Genomic DNA, 21,996 nt, shown 5'->3' with positions numbered 1-21,996 from the left:
CGACAGCCGTAGGGGTCGATGCCTGCCGAAGCTATACGGATTAACCGACGTGTCCTGCTGCAATGTTCTATTGGTGCGCCAGGCCTAAAGCAGCCATTTGCGCAGCCGCAGCAAAATGGCGCTTTGTCCGCACTGCCGTCCTTGGCTGGATCATGCGCGAAGGTCCGCTTCTGTATGATGCTCGGCTTGGGCAGCACATGGAATTGGGGCATAATCCAAACAGCAGAACCGGCGAAGCAGCATAGTCGCAGGCGGTGCGCACATTCGGGCAGCCTGTCGTGAACCCCACAGTCACCGACCCCTGGAGGCGTCCATGTCGCTTGTTCTTCTGGCTATTTCTCTGTCCATCGCTCTTGGCCTGCTGGCCTTTCGCTTCGCGATCTTCGCACTGCCGGTCATGGCCGGGATCGCCGCGTTCCTGCAGGTTCATGGTGGCGGTGCCGGTTTCGGCCTGTCCTTCCTTGCCGGCTTGGCGGCGGCGGCGCTCTCTGTCGCGTTCGTCATTGCCATTCTCGGCTTTGCTAGGAACCCGTTCCTCCGCCTCGGGGCGCTCGGCCTCTTTGCGGTGCCCGCCGCCGTGGCCGGCTACGCGTTGGCCCATGGCGTCGCGAAACATGCGCTCGAGCCGGGTGTCATGCTGACGCTTCTCTGCAGCGGCTGCGGCGCGGTCGTCGCGGTTGCGGCGATGATCAACCTCAATGCGTTGGGGCAGGGGCTTCTTGACCCGTAGATCTTGGTTGCCGTCGAACCTCGTCGTGTCGTCGCAGGGGCGGTTCTGACCTGTGCTTCGGCGGTCCTTGGGTGCGCGCAGGCCGAGGCCCAAAAACATCCCTCTCTCGTGGCAGGGCCTCTTACGCGTCGAACTCTTGTAGCAGGTGACGCGGCGAACGGTGCCGGATGCGCTTGGGTCTGCCCGCGGTCTTTGACCTTCGGATACGCGCAATGGTGGCAGGAATCAGGGTATGTGAGAGTGTCATCGCCGTTGGTTGCGCGATCTGCGGTCTGTGGTTGCCTTGAGCGAGGATGATGGTTTTGCACTTGGTTCCCGTCCCCGCTCCTCCGAAAAGACCTGTCCCTCCTCCTGATTGATCCCCTAAGCCCGTCCGTCCGAGGCCGGCAACCCCGCGCGGCGGGACCCGTGTTGGCGTGTGCCACGCCTGCCCGCGCCACGTCCCGCCTTTGGGGGTCAGGCGGACGCCGGGGGCGTCCGTGCAGGCCACGTCCAGCGGTCTTTGACGGGCCTCATCGGAGGGACGGTCCCTCCGGATGAAGCAACGGAGACATATCATGCAGAACATCGTCATCCTCGCCGGCAACATCGGCCAGACCCCCGAGACCCGCACCACCCAGGGCGGCACCTCGATCACCTCCTTCACCCTTGCCACTTCCCGCCCGCGTTATTCCGAAGGCCGGGTCGTCCGCGACGAGAACGGCTACCGCGTCCAGGACACCGAATGGCACCGCATCACCTGCTTCAACGGCCTCGGCAAAACGGTCCAGCAGTATTGCGAGAAGGGGATGAAGCTCCTGGTCCGCGGCCGCATCCACTACACCAAGTGGACCGACGCCGCCGGGGTCGACCGCTACGGCTGCGAGATCATCGCCGAGACGGTCGACTTCCTGACCAAGGCCAAGCAGGCCGAGGATGAGGAGCCCTCCTTCATCGACGATGAGGACGACCAGTCCTGACCCCGCAATGAAACCCGGCGGCGCAAGCCGCCGGGTTTCTCCGATGGCTCTGTCCGCCCCCGATCACAATTCGTATCATTCGGCGACATCCCGCCGCGCGCAGCGGCCGGATAGGCAGTGAGTCGCGCTTCGGTCAGCCCCCACGGGATCCCGCGCCCGAAACGCTCGCTGACAGTGATGAAGACTGGCAAGCCACCGGGAATGCGACTAAAATAGTCGTAGTTCTGGCATGTGTGAATGGCTGGGTGGGAGGTGATCATCATGATCACCGCCCGACAATCACGGGCCGCGCGCGCATTGCTGGGATGGACGCAGCAGGAGCTAGCCGATAAGGCCCTGGTATCACTGACCGCACTGAAAAGGCTCGAGTCCGAGAAGGATCTTCGTGTCTACGAGTCGACAGAGGATCAGGTGCGCCGGGTGTTCGAGGATGCGGGCATCACCTTTCTGCGTTCGGACAAGGGTGAAGGCGTCTTGATCGATGTGACCAAGGCGGAAAAGGCCAAGTCATCGTAACCAGTTGGCGCAGGTTTTGGTGGTGCGCCTGTACGAAAAGGCAACTTCGGGAGGGGGGTCGTTTCTGCGATCCTGTAGGTACATGGCACAGGGCGAGACGACATTTCTGGATGCGCCACCGGACAGCGACACGCTGACCAAGTACGATCGTTCACACATGGTCCTATACCTCCGCCTGTTCGATGCTGCCGAGGAAGGTGCTGATTGGCGGGAAGTGGTCGAAATCCTCTTCGGTCTTGATCCGAAAGCGGAACCCCAGCGCTGCAGGGGCGTCTATGATAGTCACCTCGCGCGAGCCCGTTGGATGACGGAGCACGGCTATCGGGAACTGCTTCGGCAGGGGGACGACGGCCCGAACGGCTGAGTCACGCCGAAACCCGCCGATACCGGCTGGGCCGGACTCCTGAAACTCAATCAATACGTGTATAGTTTCCAGCGTTTCAGAGATGTTGGCGAACGGGATTTGTCATGCCGTCGGATCGGTCCGGCTGGCGTTCCACGGCCGATTACGACTACGTCGAGCGCCTTGGCGCATCTGATCTGGCATGGGAATGGCTGCGCCGAAACAAGCACTACGCAAAGGACTACGCGACCCTCTCCAAGGCCGCACCGGACGACGCGTCTCTGAAGCAAGCGCTCCTCGACAAATGGGGGTTACGATTTCGCGGCCGATCCAAAGCTTCCAGCTCCAAAGGCTTGCGCGCTCTGGGACCCCCGGCTCGATCCGTCGGTGGTCGTGTTGCAGAAGGTTCCGGAAGTCCTGAACAACGTGGCCTCACCGACGATCCTGCCCACAGGGACAACCAGAAACGCCCAAGACGGCCTCCACCATCTTCTTGACGCCGGTGGGCAACGTCGCCTCCAGATTGTTCAAGAGGATCCTGACGCCAAGGCACTTGTGGCGATCGTCCCTCTCGATCAAGAAAGCTTCGCACGTCTCGATGCCATCTACAGGTTGCTCGCACAGCTGAACGGCAGAGCGATTCCTACCGACAAACGCCTCACCCGCCAGAAGCGACTGCGCGCCAGGCGCATGTTGCAGGCATATGACGGCCGCATGGCCGGAGCGTCGCAGCGCGAGATAGCCGAAGTGGTCTTTCGGCTACCCCGGGTCAGCCGGGACGAGTGGCAAAGCGCGCCGGAGCGCTTCGCGGTCATGGCCTTGCTGCGCGACGCGCGAAAGATGGTTGACGGCGGGTATCGCGCGCTGCTGCGGTCGAGGAGTGTGCGTCGATGACATCCGGACCAGAACTCCTTGTGTGCTTGGTCACCCGCAGCGCAAGCCGAAACATCTTGCAGCAGCTTTTGTGAAACCGGCGCTGATGTCACTTCTCGCTTTCGTGCAAGCGCGCAACAGAGTGCGAATCGCCGGCATTGGCAACAATCCCTGAGGCGTCTAGGATGCAAAAAACAAGGCAAGGTCTGCAAATGGAACCCGAACCCAATCTGGTCATCTCAAGCGCTTCACAACGGGTCATTGTCGAAAACGTCCCGTTCAAGGTGGACATCTACAAGCTGGAAGGCGGCGAAGGCTGGTCACTCGAAGTGGTGACCGAGGACGGCACCTCCATCGTTTGGGACGATCTGTTCGACGATGACAGGGCTGCATTCGAGGAAGCGCTGGCAACCATCCAGAAGGAAGGCCCGGTTGCATTCGTCAGGGGTGATGAAAACGTCATTCCGTTTCGCCGGTAAGGGCGCCTGACCGGCGCATTGACGGTCGTCAGTCCGGCATGTTCACAACAGCCACCCCCTTGATGCTGTCTCTTGCCAATTCGACCAGATGGGCGTGATGAGTGAAGAGAATTGCCTGTCCGTTCCCACCGATCTCCGCGCAAAGCTTCAGCGCCGCCCGGGCGCGCGTATCGTCGAAGGTTTCCATGATGTCATCCAGGATCATCGGCAGCGGCCCGGGTTCGCGCGCAAAGCTTCGATATCCAGCAAGGCGCAGCGCAAAGTACAATTGACCCATCGTACCCGTTGACATCTGTTCCACAGGAACGGTGCCACCGTCAGGCCGGATACCGACGAGCTTTTCGCCTTCGGCCTGGGTCCAGACATCGACTCCTGTCCAGGCGGGGGCAGTCATAGCCACAAAGGCCTCTTCGACGTCACGCAACATGCTGCTGCGCCGCTCTGCCGCTAGCCGACGCAACGCCCCGCGTGCCGCCAGCACTCCGAGCCGAGCCACCGCAGCCTGACGTGCGCCACTCCGCAATTCTTCGAGCAATGTTGCCTGTTCTGTCGCGAGATCGCTGCGGTCGGCGGCCTCAAAGGCTTCACGGTACAAACGATGAGCCTCGATTTGTGCGTCGCGGGCGGTGTCGCGGGCGAGCTGTGCGTCTTGCAGCGCTTGTTCCAGCTCTGGCGCGCGCGTGGCGTCAGGCATCTGGGCCAGTTCCTCGACAAAGAGGACATCTTCGACGCCAACACGGGCCTTCTGACGATCATGGTCCGTTGTTGCTCTTTCCGTTCGCAGACGATCACGTTCAACCAGCTTTGCGATACGCTCGCGCGGTGCGAGGTCTTGCCCGCCTTGCCCCTCGAAACAAGCGTCCAATTCATCGTTGGCATCCCGACGCTCGGTCTCTGTGCGGCGTTTCAACTTTTCGGTTTCGTCCCTTCTCGAGGTGGCCTCGGCACGTTTTTCGTCTGCCCGCGTTGCCAGCGATACGCGCGAACGTGCACGGTCGACAATTAGGATAGGGTCGATATTTGTTTCGTCCTCGGGACCATCCATGATTTGAGCCAAACGCTGCGCGCCATCTGCAAGCGCGGCAATCGCCTGCTCCAAGGCCTCGATCCGATCCGAGAGCCTTTGATGATCGCTATGGAGCCGATGTAAGCTGCGCAGCTGCGGCAAGGCCGAACGGATTGCTTGGATCGAACGATCCGGCAAAGGCAGCGACGCCGTTAACTGGTCGAGCTTTTCCTGCGCCTTTTCGAAGTCGCTGAGACATTGCTCCGCGCTCTTGTCCAATTCGGCGATGGTCTTCTTGCCATCCTGCCATTTGGCCCACGCCTTGCGATCGCCCTCTTCCAGCGTCAATGCGCGTTGTACCTCATTGGGCAGATCGCTCTTTGCAGATCCAAGCCCGAGGGGTCGCGCTGCATCAGCCAACGCATTGCGAGCCGCGTCCCGATAGGCAAGACGATCGTGCAGCGCCTTTTCAGCATTGGACAGATCGGCAGCAGCGTCTGCCGCTGTTCTCAGAGCCTGTTGGCGCGCGCTGAAGGCGGAGGGATGCGCGCCGTCCTCCAATCCCAGTGCATGTGCCAATCCGGAACTGCGCTCCGTCAGGCGGTCACGCTGCGCAATCAAATCGTCGTGACGGGTCTTTGCGGTTTCATGCCGGGCTTCGGCGCTCCGCACTTGCACTTGTGCTGCCATCAGCCGCTGCCGGGCCTCGGCCCCGGTCAGATAATGTGCACGGGCGCCGTCATCAGCGTACATTGCCGCTTCGAAGTGATCGGCTGTCTCGATCGTAAGTTTGCCCCGATGCTGCTGCCATTTGATGTCACGCTGACGCCGGGTCTCTTCGGTCTTTACGATATCAACGGTATCGGGTGCGTCCTCCTGCATGGAGAGATCTGCTCGCGCCTCGGCCACTTCTGCTGCGCGGGCGTCAAGGTCTGCACGAGCCGATGCAAGATCTGCGGTCAGAGTCGCCCATTCGCGACTGACTTCACCGAGCGTTTCCGGCGCAGGCAAGCCTGCCTCAACACGGTCTTTCCAAGTACTTGGCAGGTCAGCGATAACTTTCGTCAGGCGCGCCAAAGCTTGGTTTTGGCTTGCCTCGGCGGCGGAGACATCCGCCACAGTCTTCCACTTATCGAAGGCGGCACGCAGCGCAGTCAGATCTTGCGGTTCGGTGGGCGGTTCGCCTTGTTGGGCGCGAGCTGCTTCGACGGCCTTCCGTGCGGCGTCGGCTGAAAGACTCGAGGTCAAGCAGTCCTGCACCGCAGTCTCGAGCCCCTCAAGATCGCTTTGCTCCAATGCAATTGTGGATGCCAGCGCATCTGGCACCTGGAGAAGCCCCAGAGCTTCAGAGATCTTTTTTCCGAGTTTCTCCCGCTCTTCGCGGCGACGGTCCAGATCAGCATGCGCGGTGCTGGCCCGCCCCATCATCGGCGCTCCATCGATAGACAGTTGATCAAGCCGCTCCAACTCTGCCGCCAAAGGCTGGGCCAGCGTGTCGGCCGGATGGTCTGCGATAATCTGATCTTGTTTGGCGATCTCTTCCTCTGCCTCCTTGATCCGGATTACCCGAGCTGCGAGTTTTTCGACAAGGCCTGCAACACGCTCTGCCGCATCGTGAAGGAGGTTAGGGCCGTCCGGGAAATTGGCCAAGGCCTCTGTCAGTTGCGTTATCTTCTCGGTACGGTCGTACCAGACCGCCGCAGCTTTCGACGCAGCTTGTCTTTGATTAGCCAATTTGAGCTCGGCATCGGCAGTTTCGAACTCGGCTGATGTCCGGTCGCGATCATGACGAAGGGCGCGCTCTCGATCAGTCGTCAAACGATCAGCTCGCAATTCGCGGCCAATCTCCTTCAGGCGATCGCTGCCGGTCTTCAACGCTGTGCCCCGGCCACGTTTCTTATAGAATCGGTCGGCCCGCTCTGCCAACGAGTCCAGCGTTTGAGCCATGCCTGTCAGCCCGGAGAGACCCGCATGCAGAAGTTGGCCAAGGTCCCCCTGCGCTCCGGCAATCCGTTCGCCGCCTTCGCGTAAACCCTTCTCGTTGAGTGAGAACCGTTCCTCATAGGTATCTCGCGTCAGGCCGTGCAAAGCACCTGATAGGATCGCCTCGTTTATTGGGCGGTCATTCGCGTCCAAGAGCGATTGGGTCCTCTTGCTGTTGCGGCGCAAGACCACGGGCCCACGCCCAGGCAAATCAAGCTCAGTCCCCACCACAAGATCACTTCGATCAAACCGGAAGGCATAGGGATGCGCACCACCCTTGAAACCGAAAAGCAACTCCAGAAATGCGTTGAACGCGGTGGATTTGCCGGCTTCATTCCGGCCAAAGATCACCGTCACGTCGGGCACGCCCTCGGTTGGTTTTGGGAAAGTAATGTGGGCGTCTTTAAAACGCCCATAGCGGATCAGGTCCAACCGGTTCAGCCTCATTTCGAGGCCCCCGCGTGCATTGTCAGTGAGACCTCGGCAATCGCTTCCTCAAGAAGCGCATCCAGACTGTCATCATCCAACTCGTCCATGATTTCGGACGGCATGGCGAGACGCAGTTCTTCGAGCTCTTGCAGGGCGGCCTGTCGAAAGCCTTCCTCGGCCAACTCATCCCGCATAAGACGAACCAGATCGTCAGTCTCGGCCCCGAGTTTGCTGGGCAGCGGGGCGCATTTGACCTTGTCGAGGAACACGCCGTCAATGCTGTCCAGCACTTCTGTCGCCAGTTCCGTCACAAGGTCCGCGCCGTGTCTATCCGAGGTGACTTGCAGACGAACCGCTATATCGCGGCCCGGCACTTGCACGGCCAAAAACGTGTCGCGCAGATTTCGCAGAACCTCCTGTTGATCAGAACAGGCGCTCAAGTCTAACGAACATTCGGAGAAGCCAAGGCGGCCAATGGCGCGGCGGTCGAATTCCGGGCTGCCGTCGCCCAAGGACACCAAGGTGACCGTGCCACCCTTGCTCTCACCAAAGTGACGCGGCTGCGGTATGCCGGGCATGATAGCCAAGACCGGTCCGTCAAGCCGCTCAAATGGTGCATGAATGTGCCCGAGACACCAGAGGTCGAAGCCATGCGCCATCAGGTCCCGTTCGGAGCAAGGAGCATAAGGATCATGACCGGGCGCGCCGTCGAGCGATGTATGCATCAGCCCGACGTTGCGCTTGTCCGGCACTGGCTGCGGATACTCGGGCAGAAAGCTCTTCGTCACATGCGCCGCATCGAATGACAGACCATGGAACGCAGTATCGCCGATTTCGACCGTGGGTGCGCCTTTGTGCAGCAGGTGGATGTTAGGCCCCAAGTCTCCATGTGCCTTGTGATCTAACAGCGCATCGTGGTTTCCCCTGATTAGCACTGTGGGCACGCCAGCGTCCGAGGCACGCGCCAACTGCGCAATCAGGAAGGCGCGGGATTTCAGGTCCGGGTAACCATTGTCAAAGATGTCGCCCGCCAGAACCAATGCATCAATCTGTTCCGAAATCGTCATATCTACGATGTTGACGAAGGTGTCGCGGCTGGCCTGTTTCAAACGCTCGCCAAGATCGGGGTTGCGCAGCGCAACGGATCGAATTGGTGAACCAAGGTGAATGTCAGCTGAAACAAGAAGGCGCATTTAATTCTATCCGTATTCCCGCGAAAGAAGCGGCTTGTGCATTAATACAATCACTTACCAGTCGTTTCCCTTGATGTCGCTTTTTCTCGACGTGAGTTTCCGCGTTTGGCCATATTATTGCAGACATCAAAGTTAAGCTCTGCTCGCACCATCATCTTAGTTTCTTGATCTGATCAATTAGGGTCCGGAGGGCAACTTTTCACGCCATACATTTTGTCGCCAACGCATTCCACTGCATCCCTACTTCTTTGGCTTCATCTGTGGCCTAGCTGTCTCGGCGGTCTGGCTTTCGGCCTTAAGTTCTGCAACGAGCTTCTCCAGCGCATCGATATCGGACTTAAATTCTTCCGGTTTGGGGGTCCCTACGGTATCGGAGGCAGGATTGTCATGGCTGTAGGTGTTCGCGCGCGTCATGCCCTCGTGGAACCGGATCGCGAGCGCATCCGACAAGGTGACATAGCGGAGTTCCTGCGTCTTGATGACATCGGTACCTCGGCGAACGATATCCCTGAAAATGACCTCTTCGACAACGCGCTCGTAGGTATCGCGCAGCCGACCATAAAGGTTTTTCACTCGATATTCATAATCGGCCGGACTTTTGGCGAGCAATTTGGGCAGTGGCGCAAAGTCGTTCTTGATCTTGCCGATGCGCTTGGAAACGTTGAGACCCTTCCAAATCATGCCGGCGGCATCTATCTTTCCTGCTGCGTCTTTATCCCCAAAAAGCGCGATCGTCACCGGCTCGATGCCCTTGTTCTCGGCAGCGCCACACAATTCGTTGAAAAAGATTATATCGTGAGTGAACACGATCACTTGCCGTTGGCAAGCCTCCTCGGCGAGGCGTTCGGCAACCTTCGCGCTCCTGTCGCGGTCGAGTGATGATACCGGATCGTCGACGATGATCGGCCCGGACCCATCGGTCAGAGCTACTTCCGTGAGAAAGCCCGCAAGCGCAAGTGCCCGCTGCTCGCCTTCGCTGAGAATTTCCGAAGTGACTTTGGTAAGTTTTGTCTGCGGATCGACTTCGAATTCGGCTTTGGTCTGACCGCTCTTGCGCGAAAGGCCGACTTTGAGGTGCATGATGTCGAACCGCTCACGCTCGGCGTCGAAACGCGTCACCACGGCCGTTGTGAGGTGCGAGTCGACCAACTCGTTTGCGCGCTGCGTGATCCCCCTAGTCTGTACTTCGGCTAACGCTTTTGAATAGGCCGCGTCGGTTACGAGCAGATCCCGCCGGGTGACCAGCTTTGTCCGGTTGGCCGCAAGGATCTTTTTGTCTTCAAGTTCGGCCTTTTCATTTGTCAGCTTCTCGCGCTCCTGCGCTTCGCCAGCCTTGGCAAGCCCGCCCTTTTCGTCGCTGAGCTTCTTCGCTAGTTCCTTCAGCTCGATATGCGGTGAGGCAAGCGTCGAAACGGGCGCACTGTCTTCGCCTGCTAACCGCGCAGCGGCATCTTTGCGCCGCTGCGTTGCCGACACCTGGAAGCTCGACAAGGCAGCCGCCAGTTCAGGATTGCGCTGCCGGATCTGCTCGACTCGTTCAGAGAAGCCGTCCGCGCCCAGCTGCGTCAGCGCCGCTAGTGTTCCGATAGCATCTGTGACCGCCTTCTCTGCCTTTGTGGCGGCGACATCGAGCGTATCGTCCATGTATTTCTGGAATCTTTGCATCCGCTCGGCACCGTCGGGAAGCAGCGGTTGCTGGCAAAATACGCACGCCGCTGTTTCAGTGACTGGGAAGTCGGCACCAATATACGCCTCTTTCACAGAATAGTCGCGTGCTGCCGCCCATAACGCGCGCCAGCTCTCGCTTCCCACGCCGGGAAGGGGCTCATCGGTGAAAAGAGCGCCTGCAGACACCTGCGCTGTCTGGCGTGCGGTAACGGCGCTGTTGTGCAAGGCCGTGAACCCAGACAGGGCCGCATCCGAAAAGGCAGTCGCAGCGATTTCGCATTCCCCTGCGATCGCCTGGACCCAGCTTATTAGTGCGGTCAGGTCTGCGACGGCTGCGGCACCTGCCGATAAGATCGCCGTGACCTCGTCGAGCCGCTCCTGATCTTTGGTCGGAAATGTGGCCGCCTCTTCGATCTTCTCGTCGGCTGTGCCTTTATCGAGCGTGCGGTCAAACAACTGGGCCTTTGTTTCTCTTTGGTTGGGAAAGATGATCGTCGTTAGGCTGACCTTGTTTCCAACCGTTGCCTCTCGCTCGGCATCGAGGGATTCTTTGAGCTTTAGGCAGACTCCGTTGAGTCTGTGGGGCAGGGCTAGGCCGAAGGGTAGATAGCGAATCTGGTTGCCACTATCGACATAGAGCTGCGCAGAAAGTGTATCGAATACTGCGATCTGCAAGAGTTCGGGTGCTGCTGTCATCCCCGTGGTCCAAGGCATCGGTGTGTCGCCTTTGCCTGCATCAATGATGATATCGGCCGATTGCGGCTCGGTCCCGCCGCCGTAAACATCCGAGAGAACTTTGAGTTTGGCGGGATTTTCAACGCGTGTCCGGCAAGCTGTGCGCAAGATGCGTACAAAACCGCTCTTGCCGCTGCCATTGCGGCCGTAGATGACAGTCAACGCCTTTGGGCAAAAATCGAGTCCAGCCTTAGCGACCAGCCGATTTACATTCTCTACATTGGCGATGCCTTTGAGCACGATCGGCGGCTGCTTTCCTCCACCAAAATGAGCTTTGGCGAACGGCACGGGTTTTGGCGCTGGCGCGGGCAGCTCTAACCCGGCTACTTGCTTGATCATTGCGAGCAGTTCGTCGATATCGGTATCTGTCAGTTCATTGCTGACCGCGAGGCGGCGCAAGGCATCTTGCCGCCATGGCGAAAGTTTTTCTGACCACGCTTCGATATCGTCGATCGGCTCTGCTGCCATGGTTCACCCGCCTCTGCTAACCGTATTTTATCGCTGTCGAGTCGTTCGATGTTAAATCGGCCAATTAGTTTATTAGATTGGAAGAATTTCGATCACAAAGAAGTACTACCAACGATCATCAATTTAGCAAACGACCAGGACATATTTTTCATCATTCGCCTGGATGACTTCCAATGAATTTGGGCTGTGGACCTCGCACGCGCAGAATGCGCTGTGAGCGCCCACTCATAACCGCCTTCCGCCCGGCATTTTTGCATCTGCAAGCACAAACCATACGAAATTGAGGAAGGCCGGAGCAAGTACCGTCACCTGACAATCCGCGGTCGACCGCCGCACCCGACCACATCGACCATCGACCCGATCACACCCTGTGGTGTGCGATTCCCGCACCCCCATCTTCGCACTCCATCTCTCCCGTCGCACTTCGCCATCGTGTCCCCAATCAGCCGCCCATGTCCGGCGGCCTCACGGACCCCACGGAGGCTTTCCATGCGACCCGATCACGTTCCCCTGCCGCCGCGCTATCTGCGGACCAAGGAGGCCGCGCAGTTTCTCAGCCTGTCTGCGCGGACCCTCGAAAAGCACCGCACCTATGGCACCGGTCCAGCCTATCACAAGCTCGGCGGGCGAGTCGTCTATTCGATTGAGGATCTCGAAGCTTGGGTCCAGCGCGGTGCCGTGACCTCGACGTCCGACCCTCGCGGGGGCCGAGTGTTGCCTGCCAAGCGCCATGTCCTGACCGCGACCCCGCCCGCGGGCCGGGCTTTCCGCTGATCCGGTCGAGGCACTTCCCATGCCCCGCAACGCATCAGAACGCGGACAACTCGATCTGTTCCACGCCCTCCCGGGCGAGTTCGCCGTGCGGGACGCCCAGGATCTGATGTCCTATCCGTTCTTTTCCCTCTCCAAGAGCCATCGCACGCAGCCCATCGAATTTGCGGCGGGCGGCATAGACATCCGCGTCGAAGCCGTGGCCGACCATGGCATGGCCACGATCTGGGATGCCGATATCCTGATCTGGGCGGCGAGCCAGATCGTCGAGGCGCGCGATTCAGGGCTGCGCACGTCGCGGCTCATGGCGGCGACGCCATACCAGATCCTCACCTTCATCGGACGAGGCACTTCCGCCCGGGATTATCACCGGTTGAAGGCCGCGCTGGACAGGTTGCAATCGACGACGGTCTGCACCTCGATCCGCCAGCCCGCCGAAGGACGTCGCCACCGGTTCTCCTGGATTAACGAGTGGCAAGAGCGGACCGATGCCAGCGGACGCCCCGACGGGATCGAGTTGATCGTGCCGGACTGGTTCTACCGGGCTGTCCTCGATGACGCGCTGATCCTCACCATCGACCGCGCGTACTTCGACCTGACGGGTGGTCTCGACCGCTGGCTCTATCGGCTGGTGCGCAAGCATGGTGGCCGTCAAAGGGCAGGGTGGCGGTTCGAGATCCGGCACCTCCACGTCAAATCCGGCAGCCTGTCACCCTTCAAACGGTTCGCCTTCGAACTGCGGCAGATCATCCGCCGCCAGCCCCTACCGGGCTATCGCCTGGCGCTCGAGATCGAGGCGCGGGGGCGACGACTGCTCGCCTTCGAGCCCTGTGGACAAGCTGTGGACGGGCTCGTGCCATCGGGAACCCCCGGTATCGTGCCATCGGGAACCGGACCCTCGTGCTATCGGGAACCCCAACCGGGCGCATCCTCTTCAAATACCGGCAGAATTCGTGCTCCTAACCTTGAGTCTAACAAAGAATCTAACTCTTGTTGCGCGCAGCTCGCTGGGGACAAGTCCGCAGGCGCACGCTTTCAGCCCCTCAAAACCGGCCCATGCGAGGACGTGCCTGAGCTGCCTCTCGGCGTGCCGAGGGGGGCGAAGACATGAGCCCGGTCCGCTCCGAACCGCGCCAGTTTGATACGCAGACAGACGGACGCGATCCTAACCTAACCTTTGTCGAACTGACGTGGAAGGAAGGCCGGGTCGAGCAGTGGATCCGGTTCGGTGATCCGGTCTGCGAAGAACGCCTTGATCCTCACCGCCGCCGTTTCGGCTTCGCGCGTGGCGCGATCTTCGGGGTCAATCGTTGGGCGGCCAACACCTATGGCACGGTCCTCTCGCGCTTCGATATCGTGCAGGCGGCACGGCCCGGAACTGCCATCCAGACGCTGCCATATCTGCGCCCGGGGGGCACGCTGCTGCTCTCCACCCACGGCTGGCCCAAAGTCGAACGTGTGTTGCAGGCGATCGACACCATCGAGGCGCTCGGCATCGATCCGGCAGATGCGTCCCCGGAGTATTGGCGGCACCTGCACAATCGCCTGACCACCGCGCAACCGGCCCATTTCTATACGCGTCTCCAGCACCGGGCTTGGCTCAAGCGGCGGAGCCTCTGGCTATGACCGCGCGGCACATCCTCGTCTGGGCGGCAGCTCTGTCGGTCACCCTGATCGTCCTGCCCACCATTGTCTCCTGGTCGCCGCGCGTATTGTGGAATGCCAGCGCGAGTGCCCCGCTGGGGCTCTATCAACTGGACCCCATCGGCAACGTCTCCATCGGTGATTTGGTCGCCGTTCAGCCGCCCGCGGCGCTCTCGGATTTTCTCGATGCGCGCGGTTACCTGCCGCGCGGCGTGCCTTTGCTCAAGCATGTCGTGGCGCTGGAGGGCGCGTTGGTCTGCCGCTCTGGCGACAGGATCACCGTCGACCACCGCGTTCTTGGCCAAGCCCATGCGCAGGACCGCAACGGCCGCGATTTGCCCATCTGGCAGGGCTGTCACTGGCTCGGTGCCGGTGAAGTCTTTCTCATGAACCCTGATGCGCCCGACAGCCTCGACGGGCGGTACTTCGGGCATCTGCCGCGAACCGCGATCACCGCCCGGCTGACGCCGCTTTGGATCGTTTCCGCTGGAACCACCGCAGTGTCGGAGCATCCGGATCCCACAACCCACCGCCACAGAAAGGAGGCACGCCATGCCCCAGATCGGTGAATTCACCCGCACGAAATCCGGCTTTGCCGGCTACCTTCGAACGTTGACGCTCGACCTCGAGGTGTCACTGACCAAGGCTCAGGCGACCGAGGCCGAGAACGGCCCGGACTACCGCCTCTTTCACGGAGACGGGGAGCTCGCCCGCGAAATCGGGGCCGCCTGGGCGCGCACCGGGGAGAAGGCCGGTGAATATTTCTCGGTGTTGATCGACGACCCAATGCTGGTGCAACCGATCCGCGCGAACCTCTTCCGCAATGGTGAAAGTTCGGTCTGGTCGATGCAATGGACCCGTCCGCCGAAGCGCAACGGGGCGGCGTGAGCGATGCTCCCGATCTTCCGCAAACGCAGCAGCCGCATCACGGTTGAGCGACAACGCATCGCCCAAGTCTGCGCCATCTTCCTTCTTTCCGGCCTTGCCATGACGGGACCAGTCAGCGCCCCGGCGTTCGCCGAAGCACCGACCATCCAAATAGATCCGATGCGTGATCCTCATGCAGCCGCTATCGCCGAAGCCTCTGCTCGCTTCGTGATCCCGGAACACTGGATCCGTGCCGTAATTCAGGCCGAAAGCGCGAGCGATCCGCGTGCGGTCAGCCATGCCGGGGCCATGGGACTGATGCAGGTCATGCCCGGAACATGGACCGTCTTGCGGGAGGAAAATGGTCTCGGCGCTGATCCTTTCGATCCGCGGGACAACATCCTCACGGGCACGGCTTATCTGCGCGCCATGCTCGATCGCTATGGCACCGTCGGCGGCATGCTCGCGGCCTATAATGCGGGGCCGGGGCGGTACGATGAATACCTCTCGGAAGGCCGTCCGCTGCCCGCCGAAACCCGCGTCTATGTCGCGATGCTGGCCCCGCGCCTGGACGGTTCGATACCGCTCCCGACCCCTGTACCCGTTCCCGATTGGCGCGAGGCGGCGCTGTTCACCGACAGATCGGCGGCGCATCCACCGCAAAATGGCGGCAGCCCGGATGCAGATCGAACGTCCCGCGAAACGGGTCCAGCCGCCCCCAATCCCGGCATTTTCGTTGCCCGGCCCGCCGGGGAGCTACGGCCATGAGCGTGATCGCGGGTTTGCGGGCTCTGGCGGGCTGTGTCGCAGAGGCGGCGGAAAGGCGGGCTCGGACAACGGGCGGGAAGGGGGATGGGCGAGATAAAAGGGCATGCCACGAATGCCGCAAGTCCCTGACAGGACTGGCGTTTTCGCGTGCATGGCGGTCGGTCGTGTGCAGGTTTCGGGAATTTTTCCCGCGATTTCAATGCTCCGGCATGCACAGGGGAATTTCCAGCCTCGGATGGGGCTGCGCATGACCGAACCCGAGCACGACTTCCGGATCAGGCCCGGCAAGCCCCGTAGCACCCGGACGCCGCGTTCCAAAGGCTTCGTGGACCAAGTGCTTCGCGCGGCTCAGAAGGCCGGTCACACCGGGCCGTCTCGCAGTCCGGGTCGACCAAGGCGCTCGACCTTCGGGCGCGGCCATGGCCGGTTCGGGCGCAGCCGACTGTTCTCGCCGGCGCGCCGCGTTGTCGTCAAAGCACGCATTGCGCGCCACAACGGCCGGGCCTATCGCGCGGCCCCACTCAAAACCCATCTCGCTTATCTACGTCGCGAGGGCGTCAGCCGAGAGGGCGAGAAGGGACTGCTTTTCGATGCCGAAACCGACGGTCTGGACGGCTCGGATTTCGTGGCACGATGCGAGGACGACCGGCACCATTTCCGCTTCATCATCTCGCCCGAGGACGCCGCCGAGATGGAGGACCTGCGCGGGTTCACCCGCGATCTCGCGCGCCGGATGGAGGCCGATCTCGGCACGCGGCTCGACTGGGTCGCGGTTGATCACTGGAACACCGACAACCCGCATGTGCATCTGATCGTGCGCGGCGTGGATGATCGGGGTGGCGACCTCGTCATCGCGCGCGACTACATCAGCAGTGGGCTGCGGTCCCGTGCCGAGGACCTGGTCGCGCTGGAACTTGGTCCCAAACCGGAGCACGACATCCGGCATGCGCTGGAACGCGAGGTGACGGCGGAACGATGGACTCGTCTTGACCGCGAGTTGCGCTTCCACGCCGACGACCTCGGCCTCATCGATCTACGGCCGTCCGCGCCCGGACCCGAGGATCCGCAAATCCGCCGGTTGATGATCGGCCGGATGCAGCATCTTCGGAAACTAGGGTTGGCCTCGGAGGGGCGCCCGGGCGAATGGATGCTCGGGCTCGAGGCGGAACGCACGCTCCGCGACCTGGGCGAGCGCGGCGACATCATCAAGACGATGCACCGCGCCTTCGCCGAGCGCGGGCAGGACCGCGGCTTCTCCGACTTCGCTATCGACGGAGGCGGGGCGGGGGGCCCGATCATCGGACGACTGGTAGCAACCGGATTGCATGACGAGCATTCCGGAACCGCCTATGCCGTGATCGACGGCACGGATGGGCGCGCGCATCATGTACGTTTTCGGGGCCTCGACGCCTTCGAACACGCGCCTGCGCCGGGCGGCATCGTCGAGGTGCGCCGCTTCGGCGGTCCGGACGATCGGCGCCCGACGCTTGTTTTGGCAAACCGGTCGGATCTCGACCTGCAATCCCAGATCGATGCGCCGGGCGCGACCTGGCTCGATCACCGGCTGGTCGAACGTTCCCGCATGCCGCTTGCAATCGGAGGCTTCGGGGCAGAGGTGCGGGACGCTCTCGATGCCCGCGCCGAGCATCTGGCAGACGAAGGGCTGGCGCAAAGGCAGGGACAGCGGATCATCCTGCAGCGCAACCTACTCGACACCCTGCGGCAGCGCGAACTCGAAGCCGTAGGCATGGCGCTCGAGACCGAGATCGGCCTGCCACATCGCCCGGCAAAATCCGGCGACCATGTGTCCGGCAGCTATACCCGCCAGCTGCGCCTGTCCTCCGGCCGCTATGCGATGGTCGAGGGCATCGGCCCGGACTGCGGGCGCAGTTTCCAGCTCGTTCCCTGGTCCCGCGAAATCGAGCCGCGCCTTGGCCAGCACATCACCGGAATTGCGCGCAGTGGAGGCGGGATCGACTGGAGCCTCGGGCGCAAGCGCGGGTTGGGGTTATAGGGGAGAGGTGAAGAGCCCTTAGCATGCACTGCTCAACCGAGGAAACTGCTCGACTTTAAAGCTGAAGCCATGTGATTGAAGCGGTCGAGAAATGAGCGCGCACGTGGTCTCGGGTCCATTAGGTACTGGTCTGGACCAAGCATCCTCCTCGCATTCAAATCTTGGGTTTCAAGAAGATCGAAGTCCACGTGGACGATTTTGCAGTGCCAACCGGGGGGCGAAACCTTTGACCAACCCAAAGTGTGATGAATTAGGAGGTTTCTCCTGCAGGAATACCCACGGAAATCAAAGGCAAGGACGCCATTGGTCACAAAAATGTGGTTGCCAGCATAGCCTTCGCCCGGAATGATCCTTTCGGCGTGAAAACCAGCCAGAGGCGCGACCTCAAGATAAATGCCCGCCAAGATGTGACATGCGCCGTGTCCGAAGAATATGCGATCAGACAGCTGCCATCGGCGCTGCCGGTCTTGCTTGATGCCCGGCTTCAGTTTGTACATGCGGTCATAATAGCCCCACTGCAGCGGAACGAAAGTTCACACCGACATGGCAGTCAATCTGTGCGCTGACTTCCCAGACGCCGACGCCCAAGGATCCGATCCGCACGCTACTCCCGCCGATTCTGCGCAAGCTCTCGGTCACCGCTTGACCTTACACCCGGCGCCCCAACCATGCCGCACCATGACCGCCACGAAAATCCTCTGGGGCCAGATCCTCGCTGTCTTCCTGATCGTCCTCACCACGACCTGGGGCGCGACGCAATGGGTCGCCTGGCGACTGGGGTTTCAGGCGCAGCTGGGCAGCCCGTGGTTCGAGGCCTTCGGCACGCCGATCTACCCGCCACCCGCCTTCTTCTGGTGGTGGTATTTCTACGACGCCTATGCGCGCACGGTCTTCTGGGAGGGCGGGGCGATCGCGGCCTCGGGCGGGTTCATCTCCATCGCCGTGGCCATCACCATGTCCGTGATCCGGGCGCGCGAGGCCGCCGACGTCGATACCTATGGTTCGGCCCGCTGGGCGAAAAGGTCCGAGGTGGAAGCAGCCGGGCTGCTGGGTTCCGATGGTGTCGTGCTCGGCAAGCTGGATCAGGACTACCTGCGCCATGACGGGCCGGAGCATGTGCTCTGCTTCGCGCCGACCCGGTCGGGCAAGGGGGTTGGTCTCGTGGTCCCTTCACTCCTGACCTGGCCGGGCTCCGCCATCGTCCATGACATCAAGGGCGAGAATTGGGACCTCACTGCCGGGTTCCGCGCGCGCCATGGACGGGTGCTGCGTTTCGATCCGACCAGTATGTCGTCGTCTGCCTATAACCCGTTGCTCGAGGTGCGACGCGGCGAATGGGAGGTGCGTGACGTCCAGAACGTGGCCGACGTGCTGGTCGATCCAGAAGGCTCGCTGGAAAAACGCAACCATTGGGAAAAAACTTCGCACTCGCTGCTGGTGGGTGCGATCCTGCATGTGCTCTACGCCGAACGAGACAAGACCCTGGCCGGCGTCGCCGCCTTCCTGTCCGACCCGCGCCGCCCGATCGAGCAGACCCTCGAAGCGATGATGGCGGCGCGCCATCTGGGGGAGACCGGCCCACATCCTGTCATCGCCTCGACGGCGCGAGAACTTCTGAATAAGTCCGACAATGAACGCTCGGGCGTCCTCTCGACGGCCATGTCCTTCCTCGGCCTCTACCGCGACCCGGTTGTCGCCCATGTGACCCGACGCTGCGATTGGCGGATCGACGACCTGATCGGCGCGGACCAGCCGACGACCCTCTACCTCGTCGTGCCGCCCTCGGACATCTCCCGTACCAAGCCGCTGATCCGGCTGGTGCTGAACCAGATCGGCCGCCGCTTGACCGAGGACCTGAAGGACACGCGTCGCCGCCATCGCGTGCTGATGATGCTGGATGAATTCCCGGCGCTCGGACGGCTCGACTTCTTCGAAAGCGCACTGGCCTTCATGGCGGGCTACGGGATCAAGAGCTTTCTGATCGCCCAATCCTTGAACCAGATCGAGAAGGCCTATGGCCAGAACAACGCCATTCTCGACAACTGCCATGTCCGGGTGAGCTTCGCCACCAACGACGAACGGACCGCCAAACGTGTCTCGGATGCGCTCGGTACGGCGACCGAGATGAAGGCGATGAAGAACTATGCCGGTCACCGACTGGCGCCCTGGCTGGGTCACCTCATGGTCTCGCGATCCGAGACCGCGCGCCAACTCCTGACACCGGGCGAGATCATGCAGCTGCCACCCGACGATGAAATCGTCATGGTCGCAGGCTCCCCGCCAATCCGCGCGAAGAAGGCGCGGTATTTTGAGGACAGGCGGTTTGTCGATCGTGTGGTTGCGCCGCCAGAACCGGAGCAAGGCATGCCGATGATGCAGGATGATCCATGGTCATCGCTTCCGACCATCGAAGCCGATACTCCGGCGGGCGCATCCGCGACGTCGACCAACGCCGATGACGCGAACGCCGGCCTTCGCCGGGAGCCAGACTTGCCCGAGCATGTGGCTGCATCCCGGGAAACGCCGAAGGAACCCGCGCGCGAATTCGAGATGATGCTCGATGATGATCCGGAGGAGGCCGCGCGGCAAAGGCAAGCCCTGCGCAAGCAGATGGTACAGGTGGCCCGTCAGGCCTCGATGGACCGCAATGACGGTATCGATCTTTGAGGACTGACCCATGCGCGACCGTCTCCACCTCTCCCTGCCAGCCGAGTTGATCGGGCGGATCAACGACATCGCTGACCGGAAACGGGTGACCCGCTCCGCTATCGTGGAGGCAGCGGTCGAATCCTTTCTGTCCCCCGATCATGCCGACATGCAGGAGGCCGCCCTGACGCGCCGCCTCGACCGCCTCTCACGGCATGTCGCCCGTCTCGAACGCGATCAGCGGATCACAACCGAGACCCTCGCCCTCTTCGTCCGCTTCTGGCTCACCATCACCCCGCCGGTCGCGCCGGAGCAGCAGGCCGCGGCACAGGCCAAAGGGCGCGAACGGTTTGATGGGTTTGTGGAGACACTGGGCAAGCGGGTGCAGAAGGGGCGTTGGTTCACGGATGAGATCCCGGGTGATGAGAAGGAAAACCGGTAGTCACAAAGAAAATTATGGCCTCCAGTTCAAATTGGCAGGTTTTGCGTTGACGTTGTCGAGAGCGTCTATATCGTGTGTCAGACTAACGCTTGGCCCTTCAAGGACACTGCCAACGCCCAACCGAAACGCTTAGATCACGAGCCCAATAGCCTTGGCACATATGAAATTCATCGATCTTTTCGCCGGTCTGGGCGGATTTCATCAGGCGCTGAGCGCGTCGGGCGGGGAGTGCGTGTTCGCCTCGGAGATCAACGGCGATTTGGCCGCTTTGTACGAGAAGAACTACGGCACAAAGCCCCACGGCGATATCCGAAGCGTCGATATTCCCTCGATCCCAGATCATGATGTCCTGTGCGCAGGCTTTCCCTGCCAGCCGTTTTCCAAGGCTGGCGAGCAGAAAGGCCTGCAATGCCCCCAATGGGGCGACCTCATCGATTACGTGATCGACATTTTACGTGTGAAGGAGCCGCGCTTTTTCATCATCGAAAATGTGCCAAACCTTGTCCGCCATGACGGCGGCAGGACGTGGCAAAATATCTGTACCCGGCTACGCGCGCTCGACTATGATGTCGATTTTGCGCGCTTGTCCCCGCACATGTTCGGCGTGCCGCAAAAGCGCGAGCGGGCCTTCATCATTGGCGACCGCGAAGGGCTTGGCGGCTTTTCCTGGCCGATGCCGGAAGACGGGGCACAACTATCTATTGCATCCGTCTTGGACGAAGACCCGGATGATGCTCTTCATTTGAGCCCAAACCATGTCCATTATCTGTCGATCTGGCAGGAATTCGTGGCGGCTTTCCCGAAGAATACGGAACTTCCGTCATTCCCTATCTGGGCAATGGAATTTGGCGCAGACTATCCCCTTGATGGCCTCACCCCGTATGAGCGCGGATATCGACGGCTGGGCCGCCATAAAGGCGCGTTCGGGCAATCCTTGAAAGGTTTGTCGCCCGAAGAAACTGAAGCTGCGCTTCCAGGGTATGCGCGCACTAAGCTGGAGCGATTTCCGGCATGGAAGATAGATTTCATCGAAAAGAACCGCGCCTTCTATGCTGAGCACAAATCAATCATTGATCCTTGGATTGACCAGATAAAATCCTTCCCGCCGAGCTTCCAAAAGCTGGAATGGAACACGAAAGGCGGCGTGCGAGATATCTGGAAACATGTCATCCAATTCCGGGCGAGCGGCATTCGCATCAAAAAGGCCGATACTGCCCCCTCACTCATTGCTATGACAACAAGTCAGGTTCCCATCATTGGATGGGAGCGGCGCTATATGACGCCACGCGAGTGCAGCCGCCTGCAAAGTCTTGAACTCACCCATTTGCCGAGCACCAAGAACGGTGCCTACAAAGCCTTTGGCAATGCCGTTAATGTTGAAGTTGTGAAGCGCATCTTCGCCGCCCTTGTCACCAGAGAAGATGCAGCGGAGTCCGCACAGCGGGCCGTTGCCGCAGAGTAA

21 protein-coding genes are annotated in these 21,996 nt (G+C 61.1%); 17 read left to right on the top strand and 4 right to left on the bottom strand.

The window, feature by feature from the left end; genetic code table 11:
• The first annotated feature begins 313 nt into the window (after positions 1 to 313).
• The 7 genes from ACN0WV_RS03235 (at position 314) to ACN0WV_RS03205 (ending at position 3,900) form a co-directional block, all read left to right on the top strand.
• On the top strand, positions 314 to 730 hold the full coding sequence (locus tag ACN0WV_RS03235; RefSeq protein WP_417603805.1) for a hypothetical protein: 417 nt from the start codon (positions 314 to 316) through the stop codon (positions 728 to 730).
• A 557-nt stretch (positions 731 to 1,287) separates the two neighbouring features.
• Positions 1,288 to 1,689 carry a single-stranded DNA-binding protein gene (locus tag ACN0WV_RS03230; protein ID WP_234145871.1) on the top strand — a complete coding sequence of 134 codons (402 nt, stop codon included), beginning with the start codon at positions 1,288 to 1,290 and terminating at the stop codon, positions 1,687 to 1,689.
• 261 nt (positions 1,690 to 1,950) lie between these two features.
• Positions 1,951 to 2,205 carry a helix-turn-helix domain-containing protein gene (locus ACN0WV_RS03225; RefSeq protein WP_417603804.1) on the top strand — a complete coding sequence of 85 codons (255 nt, stop codon included), beginning with the start codon at positions 1,951 to 1,953 and terminating at the stop codon, positions 2,203 to 2,205.
• A gap of 82 nt (positions 2,206 to 2,287) precedes the next feature.
• Complete coding sequence (locus ACN0WV_RS03220) at positions 2,288 to 2,569, top strand: DNA -binding domain-containing protein (RefSeq protein WP_417603802.1); 282 nt, start codon at positions 2,288 to 2,290, stop codon at positions 2,567 to 2,569.
• 104 nt (positions 2,570 to 2,673) lie between these two features.
• Positions 2,674 to 3,045 carry a transcriptional regulator domain-containing protein gene (locus ACN0WV_RS03215; protein WP_417603800.1) on the top strand — a complete coding sequence of 124 codons (372 nt, stop codon included), beginning with the start codon at positions 2,674 to 2,676 and terminating at the stop codon, positions 3,043 to 3,045.
• Positions 2,945 to 3,442, top strand: a complete 498-nt coding sequence (locus ACN0WV_RS03210; protein ID WP_417603798.1) for a DUF2285 domain-containing protein — start codon at positions 2,945 to 2,947, stop codon at positions 3,440 to 3,442. Before ACN0WV_RS03215 ends, ACN0WV_RS03210 begins: the two co-directional genes overlap by 101 nt.
• A 191-nt stretch (positions 3,443 to 3,633) precedes the next feature.
• Positions 3,634 to 3,900: a hypothetical protein gene (locus ACN0WV_RS03205; protein WP_417603796.1), complete on the top strand. Its 267-nt coding sequence runs from the start codon at positions 3,634 to 3,636 to the stop codon at positions 3,898 to 3,900.
• Positions 3,901 to 3,928: 28 nt separating this feature from the next.
• Here the strand turns inward: ACN0WV_RS03205 and ACN0WV_RS03200 are convergent, their stop codons facing one another.
• The 3 genes from ACN0WV_RS03200 to ACN0WV_RS03190 form a co-directional block, all read right to left on the bottom strand.
• The gene (locus tag ACN0WV_RS03200; protein ID WP_417603794.1) at positions 3,929 to 7,336 is read right to left on the bottom strand and encodes an AAA family ATPase; all 3,408 of its coding nucleotides are present in this window, start codon (positions 7,334 to 7,336) and stop codon (positions 3,929 to 3,931) included.
• Positions 7,333 to 8,511 carry a metallophosphoesterase family protein gene (locus tag ACN0WV_RS03195; RefSeq protein ID WP_417603792.1) on the bottom strand — a complete coding sequence of 393 codons (1,179 nt, stop codon included), beginning with the start codon at positions 8,509 to 8,511 and terminating at the stop codon, positions 7,333 to 7,335. Before ACN0WV_RS03195 ends, ACN0WV_RS03200 begins: the two co-directional genes overlap by 4 nt.
• A gap of 240 nt (positions 8,512 to 8,751) precedes the next feature.
• The gene (locus ACN0WV_RS03190) at positions 8,752 to 11,382 is read right to left on the bottom strand and encodes an AAA family ATPase (protein WP_417603790.1); all 2,631 of its coding nucleotides are present in this window, start codon (positions 11,380 to 11,382) and stop codon (positions 8,752 to 8,754) included.
• Between the two features lie 489 nt (positions 11,383 to 11,871).
• Here ACN0WV_RS03190 and ACN0WV_RS03185 point away from each other — a divergent pair, with 489 nt between their 5' ends.
• The 7 genes from ACN0WV_RS03185 (at position 11,872) to ACN0WV_RS03155 (ending at position 17,446) form a co-directional block, all read left to right on the top strand.
• On the top strand, positions 11,872 to 12,156 hold the full coding sequence (locus ACN0WV_RS03185; protein WP_417603788.1) for a helix-turn-helix transcriptional regulator: 285 nt from the start codon (positions 11,872 to 11,874) through the stop codon (positions 12,154 to 12,156).
• A gap of 19 nt (positions 12,157 to 12,175) precedes the next feature.
• Positions 12,176 to 13,264: a replication initiator protein A gene (locus tag ACN0WV_RS03180; protein WP_417603786.1), complete on the top strand. Its 1,089-nt coding sequence runs from the start codon at positions 12,176 to 12,178 to the stop codon at positions 13,262 to 13,264.
• A complete protein-coding gene (locus ACN0WV_RS03175) occupies positions 13,261 to 13,779 on the top strand; it encodes a DUF2840 domain-containing protein (RefSeq protein WP_417603784.1) in 519 nt (172 codons plus the stop codon). The genes ACN0WV_RS03180 and ACN0WV_RS03175 overlap by 4 nt, the downstream gene beginning before the upstream one ends.
• Positions 13,776 to 14,366 (top strand): S26 family signal peptidase, encoded by a 591-nt coding sequence (locus tag ACN0WV_RS03170; protein WP_417603782.1) that lies wholly within the window; start codon positions 13,776 to 13,778, stop codon positions 14,364 to 14,366. Before ACN0WV_RS03175 ends, ACN0WV_RS03170 begins: the two co-directional genes overlap by 4 nt.
• A complete protein-coding gene (locus ACN0WV_RS03165; protein WP_417603780.1) occupies positions 14,350 to 14,685 on the top strand; it encodes a DUF736 domain-containing protein in 336 nt (111 codons plus the stop codon). The genes ACN0WV_RS03170 and ACN0WV_RS03165 overlap by 17 nt, the downstream gene beginning before the upstream one ends.
• Positions 14,686 to 14,784: 99 nt before the next feature.
• Positions 14,785 to 15,432, top strand: a complete 648-nt coding sequence (locus ACN0WV_RS03160) for a lytic transglycosylase domain-containing protein (RefSeq protein WP_417603778.1) — start codon at positions 14,785 to 14,787, stop codon at positions 15,430 to 15,432.
• A 247-nt stretch (positions 15,433 to 15,679) separates the two neighbouring features.
• Positions 15,680 to 17,446 carry a relaxase/mobilization nuclease domain-containing protein gene (locus ACN0WV_RS03155; RefSeq protein ID WP_417603776.1) on the top strand — a complete coding sequence of 589 codons (1,767 nt, stop codon included), beginning with the start codon at positions 15,680 to 15,682 and terminating at the stop codon, positions 17,444 to 17,446.
• 32 nt (positions 17,447 to 17,478) lie between these two features.
• Here the strand turns inward: ACN0WV_RS03155 and ACN0WV_RS03150 are convergent, their stop codons facing one another.
• Positions 17,479 to 17,943 (bottom strand): hypothetical protein, encoded by a 465-nt coding sequence (locus ACN0WV_RS03150; protein ID WP_417603774.1) that lies wholly within the window; start codon positions 17,941 to 17,943, stop codon positions 17,479 to 17,481.
• Between the two features lie 181 nt (positions 17,944 to 18,124).
• Between ACN0WV_RS03150 and ACN0WV_RS03145 the strand changes: the two genes are divergently transcribed.
• From ACN0WV_RS03145 to dcm, 3 genes are all read left to right on the top strand, one after another.
• Positions 18,125 to 20,113 carry a conjugal transfer protein TraG gene (locus tag ACN0WV_RS03145; protein ID WP_417603772.1) on the top strand — a complete coding sequence of 663 codons (1,989 nt, stop codon included), beginning with the start codon at positions 18,125 to 18,127 and terminating at the stop codon, positions 20,111 to 20,113.
• Between the two features lie 10 nt (positions 20,114 to 20,123).
• Positions 20,124 to 20,534: a CopG family transcriptional regulator gene (locus tag ACN0WV_RS03140; protein WP_259913545.1), complete on the top strand. Its 411-nt coding sequence runs from the start codon at positions 20,124 to 20,126 to the stop codon at positions 20,532 to 20,534.
• Between the two features lie 160 nt (positions 20,535 to 20,694).
• Positions 20,695 to 21,996 (top strand): DNA cytosine methyltransferase, encoded by a 1,302-nt coding sequence (gene dcm / locus ACN0WV_RS03135; RefSeq protein WP_417603770.1) that lies wholly within the window; start codon positions 20,695 to 20,697, stop codon positions 21,994 to 21,996.

The organism is Primorskyibacter flagellatus (genome assembly GCF_048268605.1).
GTDB lineage: Bacteria > Pseudomonadota > Alphaproteobacteria > Rhodobacterales > Rhodobacteraceae > Primorskyibacter > Primorskyibacter flagellatus.
Note: the sequence above shows the minus strand (reverse complement) of the source record. Positions and strands in the feature narration are given on the sequence as shown.

What these genes read in the sequence shown, in the direction of transcription:
- ACN0WV_RS03155 (WP_417603776.1), top strand. Translation starts at nt 15,680, where the DNA reads ATGACCGAACCCGAGCACGACTTCCGGATCAGGCCCGGCAAGCCCCGT.
- ACN0WV_RS03180 (WP_417603786.1), top strand. Translation starts at nt 12,176, where the DNA reads ATGCCCCGCAACGCATCAGAACGCGGACAACTCGATCTGTTCCACGCC.
- ACN0WV_RS03150 (WP_417603774.1), bottom strand. Translation starts at nt 17,943, where the DNA reads ATGTACAAACTGAAGCCGGGCATCAAGCAAGACCGGCAGCGCCGATGG.
- ACN0WV_RS03205 (WP_417603796.1), top strand. Translation starts at nt 3,634, where the DNA reads ATGGAACCCGAACCCAATCTGGTCATCTCAAGCGCTTCACAACGGGTC.
- ACN0WV_RS03140 (WP_259913545.1), top strand. Translation starts at nt 20,124, where the DNA reads ATGCGCGACCGTCTCCACCTCTCCCTGCCAGCCGAGTTGATCGGGCGG.
- ACN0WV_RS03200 (WP_417603794.1), bottom strand. Translation starts at nt 7,336, where the DNA reads ATGAGGCTGAACCGGTTGGACCTGATCCGCTATGGGCGTTTTAAAGAC.
- ACN0WV_RS03225 (WP_417603804.1), top strand. Translation starts at nt 1,951, where the DNA reads ATGATCACCGCCCGACAATCACGGGCCGCGCGCGCATTGCTGGGATGG.
- ACN0WV_RS03145 (WP_417603772.1), top strand. Translation starts at nt 18,125, where the DNA reads ATGACCGCCACGAAAATCCTCTGGGGCCAGATCCTCGCTGTCTTCCTG.
- ACN0WV_RS03175 (WP_417603784.1), top strand. Translation starts at nt 13,261, where the DNA reads ATGAGCCCGGTCCGCTCCGAACCGCGCCAGTTTGATACGCAGACAGAC.
- ACN0WV_RS03170 (WP_417603782.1), top strand. Translation starts at nt 13,776, where the DNA reads ATGACCGCGCGGCACATCCTCGTCTGGGCGGCAGCTCTGTCGGTCACC.
- ACN0WV_RS03220 (WP_417603802.1), top strand. Translation starts at nt 2,288, where the DNA reads ATGGCACAGGGCGAGACGACATTTCTGGATGCGCCACCGGACAGCGAC.
- ACN0WV_RS03235 (WP_417603805.1), top strand. Translation starts at nt 314, where the DNA reads ATGTCGCTTGTTCTTCTGGCTATTTCTCTGTCCATCGCTCTTGGCCTG.
- ACN0WV_RS03230 (WP_234145871.1), top strand. Translation starts at nt 1,288, where the DNA reads ATGCAGAACATCGTCATCCTCGCCGGCAACATCGGCCAGACCCCCGAG.
- ACN0WV_RS03195 (WP_417603792.1), bottom strand. Translation starts at nt 8,511, where the DNA reads ATGCGCCTTCTTGTTTCAGCTGACATTCACCTTGGTTCACCAATTCGA.
- ACN0WV_RS03190 (WP_417603790.1), bottom strand. Translation starts at nt 11,382, where the DNA reads ATGGCAGCAGAGCCGATCGACGATATCGAAGCGTGGTCAGAAAAACTT.
- ACN0WV_RS03165 (WP_417603780.1), top strand. Translation starts at nt 14,350, where the DNA reads ATGCCCCAGATCGGTGAATTCACCCGCACGAAATCCGGCTTTGCCGGC.
- ACN0WV_RS03185 (WP_417603788.1), top strand. Translation starts at nt 11,872, where the DNA reads ATGCGACCCGATCACGTTCCCCTGCCGCCGCGCTATCTGCGGACCAAG.
- ACN0WV_RS03215 (WP_417603800.1), top strand. Translation starts at nt 2,674, where the DNA reads ATGCCGTCGGATCGGTCCGGCTGGCGTTCCACGGCCGATTACGACTAC.
- dcm (WP_417603770.1), top strand. Translation starts at nt 20,695, where the DNA reads ATGAAATTCATCGATCTTTTCGCCGGTCTGGGCGGATTTCATCAGGCG.
- ACN0WV_RS03160 (WP_417603778.1), top strand. Translation starts at nt 14,785, where the DNA reads ATGACGGGACCAGTCAGCGCCCCGGCGTTCGCCGAAGCACCGACCATC.